This is a genomic window from Jatrophihabitans sp. YIM 134969 (assembly GCF_054456675.1).
This window is the reverse complement of the sequence record NZ_JBTJEQ010000001.1, coordinates 148,416-162,237: the sequence shown is the minus strand read 5'-3', so window position 1 is coordinate 162,237 and position 13,822 is coordinate 148,416. Positions and strand designations below refer to the sequence as shown.

The window sequence follows — 13,822 nt, the reverse complement described above, 5'->3', positions numbered from 1 at the left end:
GTCACGTCCGATGCCACTTCGGCGAGCACGAATTGTCAGCTCCGAGCCGACCGTTCGGCACCATCTCAGTAGGATCCGCTGGTGGACAGCGTCAGCGCACGATTCGACGACGTAGCGGCGGGTACGGCCCTGGTGTTCGGAGTCCCGGACCGCGTAGTCAGCGCCTACAGCCTCGACGAAGTCCGCGACGTCCTCTCCGAAGTCGACCAGGCGAGCCAAGCGGGGGCGTGGGGCTGGGGATACGTCACTTACGAGGCGGCTCCGGCGTTCGACTCGGCTCTGCGGGTGCACTCTCGCCAGGCTGACTCCACCCCGCTGGTCCGCTTCGCGCTCGGCGCCGAGCCATCACGTGAAGTAGCTATCGCGCCAATAGGCCGAAACGAGGCGACCGCTTCGTCGGAGACCACCAAGTGGACGGCCGATTGGAACGCCAGCTCTTTCGAGCAGCGAGTCGAGGCAGTCCGTACGGCCATCGAAGCAGGCGTGGTGTATCAGGTGAACCTGACTACCCGTTTTCGTTGCCGCAACATCCATGACCTCCTGCACTTCTACTCCGAGCTCGCCGCGGCTCAAGGCGGTGCCTACAACGCGTATCTCGACATTGGATCAGCTCCGACCCTGCCTGCTGACACGGGGGTCGACCCCTGCTCCGGGCCCGTCGTGATCAGTGCCAGTCCAGAACTGTTCTTCCGTTGGGACGACACCGGCATCACAGCGCGTCCGATGAAGGGAACTGCGCCGCGAGGTGTGACCGACGCTGAAGATGAACGCGTCCGTGCCGGGCTGCTCACCAGCGAGAAAGAACGCGCCGAGAACGTCATGATCGTCGACTTGCTACGTAACGATCTTTCAAGGTTAGCCCAGCCTGGCTCTGTGCAGGTCAAGGCGCTGTTGCAGGCCGAGCAATACCCCACTGTGTGGCAGTTGACGTCGACCATCGTGGCGCAACCTCACGAGTCAACCACATTGCTCGATGTGTTCGATGCGTTGTTCCCGTGCGGATCCGTGACCGGGGCTCCCAAGGTTGCGGCGATGAACGTCATCGCCGGTCTGGAGGACTCCCCGCGCGGGGTGTACTGCGGTGCGGTCGGCGTGGTTGCTCCGCCGGGTTCAACGTTTAGGGCACGGTTCTCGGTCCCGATCCGGACCGTAGCCGTGCACCGGCTCGAGCGGGCGGCTGTTTTTGGCTCGGGTGGAGGTATCACTTGGAGTTCAGAACCGGCTGGGGAGTGGGACGAGGTGATGACCAAGGCCACGATCCTCGACCGGCCGCTCACCGCCGGTGTGGCTCTGTTGGAGACGATGCGGTTCACGCCGGAACATGGCCTCCGCAACCTTGACCGTCATTTGGACCGACTCGTTTCGTCGGCGGGGCACTTCGGCATCACGGCCGCTCGCCAGCGTATCCACCACGAACTCGAACTCGTCGCTGGTGCCTTCGAGCAGAACGGAGCCCGTCGGGTGCGGCTCATGCTCGCTAGATCCGGCCGCGTCGTGATCGAAGATGCCGCCCTGACCGTCGTTGACGGTAATCAGGTCCTTGACGTGGTGTTGGACAACCACGTGACGGTGCCCGATGTTTGGACCCGCCACAAGACAACCCGGCGCGACGTGTACGAGGCGGCCGCGGCCCGCCACCCCAGCGCCGCTGACGTTCTACTTGTCGATGTCAACGGGTACCTCCTGGAGGCCACCCGGGCGAACGTTGCGGTGCGTCTCGGTCGGCAATGGTGCACCCCACCCCTGGCATCGGGTTGTCTGCCCGGCGTCGAACGCCAGCGACTCATCGACGAGGGCGTCCTCGTCGAACGCCCAATCCACACATCCGATTTGACCCATGAGTCCGAGCTAGCCCTCATCAGCTCCCTACGCGGTTGGAGACCAGCTCGCGTCGTCGGTGAGCGAGCGCGGCGCTGAGAGTCGGGGAAGGTCGTCGTGTCAGCGTGTGAGGGTGGCGTCGCGTGACTCGCTACGGCAGTGGGCTTGTATCCGGTTCGCGCCGGCCTGCCGGTCCTGCCACCGTAGGCAGGTCGGTTTGACGTAGGCATTGCGGCATGGGTTGCGACCGCCTGCGACAGGTGAGTAGCAGCGTTACCGTCACCCGCGACGCTGACAACTGCACGACGCGCACGGACCGGCAGGCTGAGGCCAGGGGGCTTGTCTAGAACCATGTGCTGATTGCGGTCTCACCACTCAGTGGCAACGTACATGGTCTCCAGGTACTCCTCGACGCCATCGAACCCGCCCTCACGGCCCAACCCAGACTGCTTCACGCCCCCGAACGGGGCCGAGGGGTCGGACACCAGCCCGCGGTTCAACCCGACCATGCCGACCTCCAACGCCTCGGACAATCGCAACCCGCGGGCGAGGTCACGGGTGTAGACATAGCCGATCAGGCCCATCTCGGTGTCGTTGGCGAGCGCGACCGCCTGCTCGTCGGAGTCGACCGGGATGACGGCCACCACCGGGCCGAAGACCTCCTCGGTCGCCGCCGCGGAGTCGGCCGGGACGTCGGCGAGCACGGTGGGCGGGTAGAAGAACCCGCCGCCCTCGGGCACCTCGCCCCGCACGAGCACCGTTGCGCCCGCGGCCACCGTGCGGTCGACCTTGTCGGCAATCCCGGCAACCGCTTTGGGCGAGATCATCGGCCCGACCTGGGTGTCCTCCTCGATCCCCGGGCCCACCTTCAACGCGGCCATCCGTTCGGCCAGCTTGCCGGTGAACTCCTCGGCGACCGACCGGTGCACCAGGAAACGGTTGGCGGCCGTGCAGGCCTCGCCCCCGTTGCGCATCTTGGCCAACATGGCGCCGTCGACCGCGGCGTCGAGGTCGGCGTCGTCGCAGACCACGAACGGGGCGTTGCCACCCAGTTCCATCGAGGCCGACGTGATGTTCCTGGCCGCCTGGCCGAGCAGCAGCGCGCCGACGGCGGTCGAGCCGGTGAACGACACCTTGCGCACGCGGCGGTCGGCCAGCAGGTGCTCGACGAGCGGGCCGGGCTTCGCGACCGGCAGGACGTTGACGACACCGTCGGGCGCACCGGCCTCGGCCAGCAGCTGCGCGAGCAGCAGCACCGTCAGCGGGGTGTCCTCCGCGGGCTTGAGGATGGTGGTGCAGCCCGCGGCCAGGGCCGGGCCGAGCTTGCGGGTGGCCATGGCCGCCGGGAAGTTCCAGGGCGTGAGCAGCAGCGACACCCCGACCGGCTTCTTGAACGTGACGATCCGGTTCGCGCCCGAGGGCGCCATCCGCGCCTCGCCACCGATGCGCACGGCCTCCTCGCTGTACCAGCGGAAGAACTCGGCGGCGTAGGTGACCTCGCCCTTGGCGTCGGTGAGCGACTTGCCCATCTCGGTGCTCATCAGCCGCGCGAGGTCGTCCGCGTGCTCGTGCATGAGCACGAACGCCCGCCGCAGCACCAGCGACCGCTCCCGGGGTGCCGTGGCGGCCCAGCCCGGCGCGGCCGCGGTCGCGGCCTCCACCGCGCGGTCGGCGTCCGCGGTGTCGCTGTCGGCGACCGCCACCAGCACCTCACCGGTCGAGGGGTTCAGCACGTCGAACGTGCCACCCCCACCCGGGCCCCAGGTCCCGCCGATGAGCACACCGGTGGGGACGTCGACGTCGATGCCGGGAAGGGAGGTCATGATTTGCTTCCTTGAAGGGTGGGTCGCTGCGGCGGCAGGACAGTCGGATGGCCGGACGGTGGTGTAGTTCCTGGTGGGGCGGGGTGGGCCGTTCGGATGTGCGTGAGTGCACGGGACGTTGCCGGCGTGGTGCTGAGGCGTGCGCCTCCCTGACCCGGCTCCGACGACGCAAGCGTTGTATGCGTTCGCGTTGGTCGCTCAATCTCGATGTCTTGCCTGGCTGGTGGGCGGGCCGTTGACCAGACGCTAGGCAGCCGCGGCCCGCGTGCCGTTGCGCTGAAGCGACAACGGGCGCCATTGGGCACAATCTGTCAACGCGGGGTCACTGTCGCCCTGGGTTGCCGTCGGGGTTACACCCATGTGGTGGGGTCGAGACGGCTGAGGGCGTCGGACATGCGGCCGGGTCGGCGGTTCAAGTTCTCGCGTTTCTCTTTCCTCATGATGGCTTGCTTGACGAGTTGACCGCCGAGGTAGCGGAACGGTTCCGGCGGTAGGTGTCCGCGGGGCGGTGCGGTCAACGCACAACGCGACCACAGGTCGTCTTCACCCAGTACTAGGCTGGCGAGAATTCGTCCGCCCATGCGGCTTGGCCCGACCCCGTCCCCTGAGTACCCGGTGCCGAACCACACCCGGTCATTGTTGGCCAGTTTTTGGAAGTAGGGCAGGGAAGTGAGTGTGTATTCGACTGGCGCTCGCCAGGTTGCGACGAATGCTTCGTTGGCGAGCGCCGGTAGCAGTCTGTTGAACTCCCGCCGGATGAGTTCTTCGTGGGGGACCTGCCCGAACATGGATGACGCGCCGCGCTGTCGGTAGCCAAGGCCGACCCCGCCCTTGCCAAACATCATTCGGCCGTCGGCTGTGGTACGCCAGTAGTTGAGCATTCGGGTGGAGTCGGCGACGCCCAAGCCGGTGCTGCCGGTACTTGCTAGCAGGTCGTCGGGCAGTGGACGTGTGATCGCGTTGTCGCTCGCGCTGGTCAACATGCTACGCCGAACTTCGGGGTAGGCGCTCATCCAGGCGTTGATTGCCAGGACGACGGCTCCCGCATCGACTCGACCGGTGGGTGTCATCACGGTTGTTCGTCGACCGTGGTGTTCCATCGCTCGCATGGGGGTGTTCTCGTAGATTCGCACGTTAAACGTGTCCATTGCGACCCGTCGCAGACCGCGTGCTAACAACGCTGGTTGCAGCGTCGCGGATGTGGGGTCGAGGACGCCTCCGCGTACGGCGGGACCGCCGAGAGCTTGAGCTTCATCGGAACTGAGAAGTTGGAACGGGGAGTTCGGCAGTTCGGCCACGAGCTCCGTTGTCGACTTCCATGCATCGTCCTGTGCGGGGGCGGTGGAGGCCCACAACCACCCGGCGCGTTGGATGTCTGCGTTGATCTGGTGCTCAGCACAGAAGTCGACGATGTCTTCGACGGCGACGCTTGACTGCTGGGCTAACCAGGTCGCTCCTTCGCGGCCAGCTATGGTTTGGAGGGAGTCGAACTTTGGCCACAAGTTCATCAACAGCCCGGCGTTGGTTCCGCTGGCGCCGCTCCCGCACAATTGCGCTTCGACAACGCAGACGTCAAGGTCGGGTCGGCGCATCTTCAGTTCGAGTGCCGTCCACAGTCCGGTGTAGCCGCCGCCGACGATGCACACGTCTGCCGATGTGCGGCCGTGGAGCGAACTGGACGCGATTGTGTGTTCGAGTCCGAGTGCGTGCGAGAGCCACGGGCTGCGGCGTCGGGCGACGGCTGCGTGGTGGTTGGACACAAGGGCTCCAGGTGCTCTGAGTTGGTCGGTGCGTTTGCCTGTCAGGCGGGGAGACGAACCAACGCGGCGGCGATGAATGTGGCTGGCGTGGCGACGAGGGCGATGCCTAGGTAGAACCAGCCACTCAGGTAGCCAACGTCGCGGCCCAGGGCGACGCGGGCGAAGCTGTAGAGACCGCCAGCTGCGGCGACGTGTCGGGAGAGGCTGGCCATGACAATGCCGAAGGCCACGATGCCGATACCTGAAATGGGAAATGCCGCGGGTGTTGCTCCGCCCGCGATAGCCGCGACAACCGAACCGACGACGATGACCGAGTACTCGGGTGACACTCCTCCGGCGGCCGCCGCAGTGAGACCGACGACGCCCGAGGCTCCGTTGCGGAGCGTCCCTCGCTGGTGTGGGTTGGTGTCGGTCATCGGTCCCCGTTCACGGTGATGGTAGGTGTCTTTCAGCTAGCCGACGTGCTACTGGGCGGTGACGTCCCGGCGCTAGAAGGGGCAGTCTTGTTGCGATGTGCACAACCGCCTATGTGCAGGTACGGAGTATCGCTACGTCCTTTCTGCGGATAGTGACAAGGCCGGTTCGAGCGGGTGAGCCGAGGCGGCGGTGTCTGCGTACTCCGGTTAGCCTGCGCGCATGAGCGACGTGGTCCAGAAGCGGTTGTTGGTGTCGGCGGTCCCCGGGCCGCGGTCGGTCGAGTTGCATCGTCGGCGACAAGCGGCAGTGGCTGCGGGTGTCGGCAGCGCGATGCCGGTCTACGCCGCGACCGCCGGCGGCGGGATCGTGGTCGACATCGACGGCAACCAGTTCATCGACCTCGGTTCCGGCATCGCCGTCACTTCGGTCGGCAACGCCGCGCCGGCCGTGGTCGCGGCGGTCACCGACCAAGTGCGGGCCTTCACCCACACCTGTTTCACCGTCACGCCGTATTCGGGATACGTCGAGGTCTGCGAGGCGCTCGCCCGCCTGACCCCGGGCTCGTTCGCGAAGAAGTCGGCGCTGTTCAACTCCGGCGCCGAGGCGGTCGAGAACGCCATCAAGATCGCCAGACGGGCCACCGGCCGTGACGCCGTGGTGGCCTTCGACCACGCCTACCACGGCCGCACCAACCTCACGATGGCCCTCACCGCGAAGAACATGCCCTACAAGGACGGCTTCGGCCCGTTCGCCGGCGAGATCTACCGGGTACCGATGGCCTACCCCTACCGCTGGCCGGGATCGTCGGACCCGGCCGTGGTCGCGCAGGAGGCGTTCGACACCGCGGTCGCCCAGATCCACGCGCAGATCGGCGAGGACCGGATCGCGGCCGTCATCGTCGAACCGATCCAGGGCGAAGGCGGCTTCGTCGTCCCCGCTCCAGGCTTCCTCGCCAAGATCGCCGCGTGGTGCAACGAGCACGGCATCGTGTTCATCGCCGACGAGATCCAGACCGGCTTCTGCCGCACGGGCGATTGGTTCGCCTCCGAATTCGAGGGGCTTGAGCCCGACCTGATCACGACGGCCAAGGGCATCGCCGGCGGACTGCCGCTCGCGGCGGTAACCGGCCGGGCCGAGCTGATGGACAGCGTGCACGTCGGCGGGCTGGGCGGGACCTACAGTGGCAACCCGGTCGCGTGCGCCGCGGCGCTTGGCGCCATCGCCACGATGGAGACCGAGGACCTGCCGGCGGCCGCCCGTCGCATCGAGGAGCTCATGCTGACCCGGTTGCGGGCGATGCAGGAGCGGTTCCCGGCCATTGGTGACATCCGCGGGCGTGGCGCCATGATCGCGGTCGAGCTGGTCTCCGACACGGTGGCCAAGACCCCGAACGCTGCGCTCACCGCCGCCGTCGCCACGGCGTGCGCCCGCGAGGGTGCCATCGTGCTGACGGCCGGCACCTACGGCAACGTGCTGCGCTTTCTGCCCCCGCTGGTCATCGGCGAGGACCTGCTGACCGAGGGTCTGGACTTGGTCGAGAAGGCGTTCGCGGCCGCGACCTCGCACCACCCCTCGGCCCCGGCCCCTCAGTCGGAGGCGGCGGCCGAGGACGCGCCCGCCTCTGATTGAGGGGGTGGCTCGAAGGATCGCTGCCTTGGGCGGTCCCGAGCCGCCGGCCTCGGCGTGCCCGCCCAACGCTCGATAGGCCCGACTGGCGAGTGCGCCCGCAGGAACGTGTTCCGCGCCTGCCACCTCGACGCGTCACCTCAACGGGATGAGCCCCGTGTTCACGCTGTGACGACCCGTTGGTCCGGTCGAGGGGCGACGGGTGCGCCCAGGTCCTCCGGGCTTGCGGCGGGGCCTGCTGAATCAAGGTTTAGTCGATTCGGTGCCTCGAGCTGAAGACGAGGCGTTGGAACGGATGCTGGTCTCCGCGGTCTCAGTCCTGGTCTCAGTACGTCACCGTACGGGGTCGACCACCGGCGTACGAACTCCAGCAAAGACGGGCCCTACGTACGTCCACGGACCCTCTGAGGGCATCTTGTAATCGGGCGGTTAGGGGTTCAAGTCCCCTCGTCGGCTCCACCGCGCGCCGGTCGGCACGGACCGGGTCCTGATGCCGCGTCCGTCGAGCGACGCCGTCGGCCAGCGGTTGCAGCGCCAGGGTCGCCGCGACACGAAGCCGGAGCTGCTGGTCCGCCGCGAGCTGCACGGACTCGGCTACCGCTTCCGGGTGGACGTCGTTCCCGAACGCGGTCTGCGCTGCCGCGGCGACATCGTGTTCTCCCGGCGCAAGGTGGTCGTCTTCGTCGACGGCTGCTTCTGGCACGTGTGCCCGCTGCACTGCCACTTCCCCACGGCGAACGCGGCGTGGTGGCGGACCAAGCTGCTGGCCAACGTCGACCGTGACCGGCGGCACGACGTCGAACTGCGGCAGCGGGACTGGGTGGTCGTGCGGGTGTGGGAGCACCAGCCGCTCGACCAGGTGGTCCGGGTGGTGACCGCGATCGTCGGGTCGCCGCGATGTGCCCAGCCCACGTCCGGGTGACGGGGAACGGCCCCCGGCGCAGCCACGTGCGTTCGTTACGCCTCCGTGGGCATCGTCCCAACCCGCTGGTCCGGGGGAGGGCGGCGGTCCTCGTGGGCACGATGGGTCGGTGACTGCGACGGGGACGACGATCGGCGGCCGGTACCGCGCCGTCCGTCCTCTCGGTCGGGGCGGGATGGCCGAGGTCTGGGAGGCCCACGACGAGGTGCTGCGGCGCCGCGTCGCGGTGAAGCTCTTCGAGTCCCACGACGACGCCGAGGCCCGCCGCGCGGCCGGCGAGATGCACACGCTCGCCGCGCTCGACCACCCCGGGCTCGTGACTGTGCACGACGCCGGGACCGACGGCGACCGCAGCTTCCTCGTGATGGAACTCGTCGACGGCGAGACCCTCGCCGACCGGTTGCGGCGCGGTCCGCTCGACCGGTCCGAGGCGGCTGCGCTCGGCGCGCAGATCGCCGCGGGCCTGGCGTACATCCACGGTCGCGGCATCGTCCACCGCGACGTCAAGCCCGCCAACCTGCTGCTGCCGAACCGCCAGCACGACGACGCGCCGACGGTGAAGCTCGCCGATTTCGGTATCGCCCAGCACACCGGCGGCGAGCGGCTCACCCGCACCGGCACCACGATCGGCACCGCGGCGTACCTCTCGCCGGAACAGGTGACCGGCAAGCCCGTCACGCCGGCGGCCGACGTCTACGCCCTCGGCCTGGTCCTGCTCGAGAGCCTCGGCCGCTCACCCGGGTGGTCAGGCACGCCGATCGAGATCGCCGTCGCCCGCCTGACCGCCCCGCCGACGGTTCCCGACGATCTCGGACCAACCTGGACCCCGTTGCTGCGTGCGATGACCGCGGCCGAGCCGGAGGCCCGCCCGACCGCCGCCCGCGTGCGGGAGGTGCTCACCGCCGTGGCCGCGAGCACCGACGTCGTCGACGGACCGGCGTCGGGCACCACCACCGTGCTGCCGGCGGCGGGTCGCGATCCGTCGTCGACCCGCGTGCTGTCCCCGGCGGAGCGTGGTCCGAGCTCGACCCGCGTCCTGCCCGGGGCGGGTCTCCCCGGGGCGCCGGTCCCACCCGTGCCGACGACGCCGACCGAGATCGTGCCGCTGACCGGCGCGGGTGATGACCGGCGGCGACACTCCCGTCTGCTCCTCGCGGGGTTGCTCGCGCTCGGGCTCGCCGCCGTGGCTGTCGTCCTCGCGGTCGCCCTCGGTGGCTCGCCGGACGACACCGCGCCCTCGGGTGGTACCCCGGCAGCGACCACCGCGTCGACGGGCGCGACGAGCTCGGCCCCGACGACCCCCGCTTCGACAACGGCTGCCACCAGCACGGCACCCACCACCAGTGCGGCACCGACGAGCAGCACCCCGACCGTGGCCGAGACCCCCACCACGCCGGCCGGACCGGGCAACGGCGGCGGACCGGGCGGCGGCAAGGGGCCGGGCGGCGGCAAGCCCGAGAAGACCAAGCCCGGCAAGCCCTGACGACGCTCGCAGATCTCGCCGCGGCGTAGCCGCTGTCCGAGCGGCGCGCAACCCCCGAACTGCCTCTGTGGATCGCCGTCCACAGAAGCGTTCCGTCCTTGTCGGTGCTCGCGTCGGTCTGGGACGGTCGAGGCATGGCGACGCAGGCGGCAGACGTCGAGCGCACGGGGCGGGTGTGACCGGTGTCCGCACCCGTCCTCGATCTCGACAGCGACGTCTTCGTGACGGCGGGCCGAACCTTCCTGGCCGCCAACGACACCGTGTGCGACGTCGTGGCGTCCGCCGCCACCTCGGCCGGTGCCGGCGGCGGGATGGCGGGCTCCGACGCGAGCGCGACGGCCTGGGCCACCGTGTACGACCAGGGCGCGCGACAGGCCCTCGAAGCCGGAGCGGTCCTCGCCGACCGGCTCGGTGAGTACGGGATCCTGCTCGTCACCAGCGGTCAGAACCACGAGGGGGCCGAGCAGGCCTCCGTCCCGGGCGCGCCGGTCTACAGCGGCACCCCCGCCGTGCCGTCGGCCGGCAGCGTCATCCCGGCCGCACCGCCGCCCGCGGCCGGTGGATCGTCGTCGCCGCCGCTGGTGTGGACGGTCCTCTCCGCCCTGATCCCGTTCGACTGGCCCGGTGGCGACCCCGGCCGGTTGCGCGAGGTCGGTGCCGGGTGGGCGACCGCCGCGGGATCGTTGCAGGATGCCGCTGACCGACTGTCGGCGCCGATCGGCGACCTGTCCGCTCAGCAGTCGCCCGAGGTCGCCACCGCGGTCGCCCGGTGCACCGAGATCCAACTCGCGGTCCGCTCCCTCGCCACCGCCTTCGAGCAACTCGGGACGGCCTGCGCCACGCTCGCCGGCCACCTCGAGCAGGCCCACGCCCAGCTCACCGACCTCGTCTCCGACGTCGGCGACCTCGCCTGCTCCGGCTACGGCGTCCTCGCCGCCGCGATCACCGGCGACGACCTCAAGGACAAGATCGAGAAGCTCGTCAACTCGCTGAAGGACGTCTTCGACACCCTCACCGAGCTGATCTCCGAGGCCGCAGGCCGCCTGCTGAACGTGCTGTGCCAGATCCGCGCTCTGATCAAGCAGCTGCAGGCCTTGGTCACCACCCTGGCGAAGGCGGCCTTCAGTCTGGCGGCCGCGAGCGTCGCCGCCCTCAGCGAGGACGACGTCCCGAATGTCGACCTGACCGCGATGGAGTTGGCCGGTGGTCACACGATCGAGCGGCACGTCGGCAAGAGCGACGAGTACCTCGAGAACAGGACGACGCGCTTTGCATCAACCTTTCCCGACCTCGCGACGGCCGAGTTGGCAACCGGCGACAACCTTGCGGACAACGCGAAGCTGATCCAGGACTGGCTCGCTGGACGCCTGCCGGACGACCCGGAGACGTTGGAGATCACCACCCCGTTACCCGCCGGGGTCACAGGGCGCGTGTACAACAGGGTCACTGCCACGTACGAGCCACCGTCAGGAGTGTTCTCTCTCCTGAGGCGAACGCCTACTGGGTTCATCGTCGTCACGTCATTCCTGGAGCCATGAGAGATGAGTTCGTCAGAGCCGGGACTTCCCAAGCTTGCCCGCGCCTACTTCAACCAGGACTACGACCTTGACGGCACGCCTGACGAGGTCGTTCGCAGATTCGTGTCCGATCACCCACGCTCTGTTGTCGAGAGGACAGCAGACCAAATCAAGGGACTTCTCGCGGGTGACGCCGACGAGGCAGAACTGGACCGAATTTGGGGCGAGCAGTATCGATCGAACTTCCTTCCGGAAACAGTCGGTATGACGTACCGGCAGTGGTTCGGACATGTGCTGACAATCCTCGACGCCTGAGGTCAGTCGACTCGCAGCACCCGTACGTCCCAGGCCCCGAGCTCGAGAGTGTCGTCCTCCTCGAACCGAGCGGGTCCGAGCACGTCGGCCGCGGCGGCGGGAAGCGTGAAGGTGCTGGGTTCGAACGACCAGTTGTGCACCACGACCAGCCGCCCGCCAGTGGGTGTCGTGCTGGTGCGCACCGTCTGACTCGGCGCCTGGCGTGACCAGGTGCGGTCGAGGTCGCGGCCGAACCACTCCAGCAGCGCCCGGCCGAGATCGGGGTTCGGCACCGTGCCGACGTAGGTGACCCGGCCGTCGCCGTGGAGTCGGGTGGTCACGGCGGGCCAGCGGCCGAAGTGCGGGTGGACGTAGCGGACCAGCGGAGTGGCGTCGTCGATGGTCAGGCCGTCGACCCAGCCGGTGGCCGCAGCGTCGACCGGAAGGCTGAGCTCGGAGGAAACCGTTGTCACCTGCAACGATGTCGACAGCGTGCTGTACTCGTCGTAGTGCACGCCGGCGGCGACGTCGAGGAACGCGGGCTTGCGCTCCGTCCGGGCCCGAGCGAGGTTGTCCTCGTAGCCGGTGCGGATGCCGAGCACCAGGTGACCGCCCGCGGCGGCGTAGCGCTCGAGCCAGCGGAGGTCGTCGTCGGTGGCGAGCAGGTAGGCCGCGGCGACGAGCACCGGCGTCTCGGCGGCGACGGCGGCCGGGTCGCGGTCGAACAGCTGGCCGGCGTGGACGATGCGGGTCTGCAGGCCGGCGTCGGACGCGGCGCGGTAGAACGCGTCGACCACGGTGCGGTACGCCCGATGGTCAGGCCCGGAGGCGCCGTCACCGAGGAAGGGCGTCTTCGCCGACATCCACGACGTCTCGGTCGAGTACAGCAACGCGACGTCGGCGTCGGGCACGGCGCCCTCGAACGCGTCACCGGCCGCGGCGAGGTCGCGGCCCAGGGCTGCGACCTGCTCGTACACCCGGCCGGGCTCGAGGCTGTGGGGGAGCACGCCGCCCCAGTACGTCTCGGCGCCGAAGTGCAGCGTGTGCCAGTGCCAGTACTCGATCATCCGCGCGCCGCGGGCGACCATCGCCCACGCGGCCTGCCGCCACTGGCCGTCGTACCCGGTCTCGAACGACCACGAGAAAACGATGCTCTGCGCGTCGGTCTCGGTGACGAGGAACGGTGCCTGCTTCGAGGCCCACATCCGGTCGGCCGACTCGAACAGTGCCCAGGTGCCGGTGCCGAACCACGTCTGCGGCGTCACCGCGGTGTCCGGCAGCGAGAGGTGGTCCTGCATGCGGAAGTACAGGTTGCCGCTGGTGACGTCGAGGCGCTCGGACACCGCGACGTCGTCGACGGCGGGGCGTTCGTAGGCGATGCAGGTGGTGACGAACTGGTGGTCGCGCGCGTACTCCCGCACGATGTCGGCCTGCCAGCCGATGAAGTCGGTCGTCAGCGCGGCCTGGAACCGTCGCCACGCCAGTTCGTACTGGGGCTGGGCGTTGCCGTCGGGCGTCCAGAGGTCGGCCCAGGTGGCGAGCCGGTGCGACCAGTAGGTGAGTCCCCAGCGTTCGTTGAGCGCCTCGACCGTGCCGTACTCGTGGCGGAGGTGGTCGACGAAGCGCTGGAAGACCTGCGGGTTGGCGATGATCTCGTTGCCGGGCTCGTTGTCAACCTGGAACCCGACCACGGCCGGGTGGTCCGCGTACCGCGCGAGGATACGGCGGTTGACCCGCTCGGCGTGGAAGAGGAACGCCGGGTGGGTGTAGTCGATCTCCTGCCGCGCACCCCAGCCCATCCGGTGGCCGGCCGAGCGCTCGACGTTGATCTCGGGGTACAGCCGGGCGAGCCACGGCGGGGCGGCGTAGGTCGGGGTGCCGAGGACGACGTCGATGCCGCGGGCGTGGGCGCCGTCGAGCACCGGCGCGAGCCACTCGAGGTCGAAGACGCCGTTGTCCGGCTCCCACGTCGACCAGACCGATTCCCCGACCCGGATGACCGAGAAGGACGCCGCCGCCATGAGGTCGAGGTCCCGCTCGAGCCGCGGGGTCGGCTGGTACTCGTGGTAGTAGGCCGCGCCGAAGCGGATGCGATCGGGGAGGTGGGACACGGCCGCAGCGTATGCGCGGTCGGCCGGTTCAGGCGGACGGTGGGAGTCTCC

Annotated in this window: 10 protein-coding genes; 6 read left to right on the top strand and 4 right to left on the bottom strand. The window is 69.1% G+C overall.

Annotated features, from left to right (window positions below; all coding sequences use genetic code 11):
• The first annotated feature begins 81 nt into the window (after positions 1-81).
• Positions 82-1,917: a chorismate-binding protein gene (locus ACXR2U_RS00710; RefSeq protein ID WP_458822984.1), complete on the top strand. Its 1,836-nt coding sequence runs from the start codon at positions 82-84 to the stop codon at positions 1,915-1,917.
• A 269-nt stretch (positions 1,918-2,186) separates the two neighbouring features.
• Here ACXR2U_RS00710 and ACXR2U_RS00705 read toward each other — a convergent pair whose 3' ends face one another.
• The 3 genes from ACXR2U_RS00705 to ACXR2U_RS00695 all read right to left on the bottom strand — a co-directional run bounded on the left by ACXR2U_RS00705 (position 2,187) and on the right by ACXR2U_RS00695 (position 5,817).
• Positions 2,187-3,641, bottom strand: coding sequence for an NAD-dependent succinate-semialdehyde dehydrogenase (locus ACXR2U_RS00705; protein ID WP_458822983.1), 1,455 nt, complete (start codon positions 3,639-3,641; stop codon positions 2,187-2,189).
• A 350-nt stretch (positions 3,642-3,991) separates the two neighbouring features.
• Entirely contained in the window at positions 3,992-5,287 is a 1,296-nt protein-coding gene (locus tag ACXR2U_RS00700; protein ID WP_458822982.1) for an NAD(P)/FAD-dependent oxidoreductase, read from the bottom strand.
• A 155-nt stretch (positions 5,288-5,442) separates the two neighbouring features.
• On the bottom strand, positions 5,443-5,817 hold the full coding sequence (locus ACXR2U_RS00695; protein ID WP_458822981.1) for a hypothetical protein: 375 nt from the start codon (positions 5,815-5,817) through the stop codon (positions 5,443-5,445).
• A 220-nt stretch (positions 5,818-6,037) separates the two neighbouring features.
• On the opposite strand from ACXR2U_RS00695, the gene gabT reads away from it, so the two are divergent.
• From gabT to ACXR2U_RS00670, 5 genes are all read left to right on the top strand, one after another.
• On the top strand, positions 6,038-7,447 hold the full coding sequence (gene gabT / locus ACXR2U_RS00690; RefSeq protein WP_458822980.1) for a 4-aminobutyrate--2-oxoglutarate transaminase: 1,410 nt from the start codon (positions 6,038-6,040) through the stop codon (positions 7,445-7,447).
• 487 nt (positions 7,448-7,934) lie between these two features.
• Positions 7,935-8,366, top strand: coding sequence for a very short patch repair endonuclease (locus ACXR2U_RS00685; RefSeq protein ID WP_458822979.1), 432 nt, complete (start codon positions 7,935-7,937; stop codon positions 8,364-8,366).
• Positions 8,367-8,475: 109 nt separating this feature from the next.
• A complete protein-coding gene (locus tag ACXR2U_RS00680; protein ID WP_458822978.1) occupies positions 8,476-9,849 on the top strand; it encodes a serine/threonine-protein kinase in 1,374 nt (457 codons plus the stop codon).
• Positions 9,850-10,031: 182 nt separating this feature from the next.
• The gene (locus ACXR2U_RS00675; protein ID WP_458822977.1) at positions 10,032-11,387 is read left to right on the top strand and encodes an RNase A-like domain-containing protein; all 1,356 of its coding nucleotides are present in this window, start codon (positions 10,032-10,034) and stop codon (positions 11,385-11,387) included.
• Positions 11,388-11,390: 3 nt separating this feature from the next.
• Positions 11,391-11,681: a contact-dependent growth inhibition system immunity protein gene (locus tag ACXR2U_RS00670; RefSeq protein WP_458822976.1), complete on the top strand. Its 291-nt coding sequence runs from the start codon at positions 11,391-11,393 to the stop codon at positions 11,679-11,681.
• Positions 11,682-11,683: 2 nt separating this feature from the next.
• Here ACXR2U_RS00670 and ACXR2U_RS00665 read toward each other — a convergent pair whose 3' ends face one another.
• Entirely contained in the window at positions 11,684-13,771 is a 2,088-nt protein-coding gene (locus ACXR2U_RS00665; RefSeq protein ID WP_458822975.1) for a beta-galactosidase, read from the bottom strand.
• Positions 13,772-13,822 lie beyond the last annotated feature (51 nt).

Excerpts from the sequence above, each read along its gene's own strand:
- ACXR2U_RS00705 (WP_458822983.1), bottom strand. The coding sequence starts at position 3,641 with ATGACCTCCCTTCCCGGCATCGACGTCGACGTCCCCACCGGTGTGCTC.
- gabT (WP_458822980.1), top strand. The coding sequence starts at position 6,038 with ATGAGCGACGTGGTCCAGAAGCGGTTGTTGGTGTCGGCGGTCCCCGGG.
- ACXR2U_RS00670 (WP_458822976.1), top strand. The coding sequence starts at position 11,391 with ATGAGTTCGTCAGAGCCGGGACTTCCCAAGCTTGCCCGCGCCTACTTC.
- ACXR2U_RS00685 (WP_458822979.1), top strand. The coding sequence starts at position 7,935 with ATGCCGCGTCCGTCGAGCGACGCCGTCGGCCAGCGGTTGCAGCGCCAG.
- ACXR2U_RS00695 (WP_458822981.1), bottom strand. The coding sequence starts at position 5,817 with ATGACCGACACCAACCCACACCAGCGAGGGACGCTCCGCAACGGAGCC.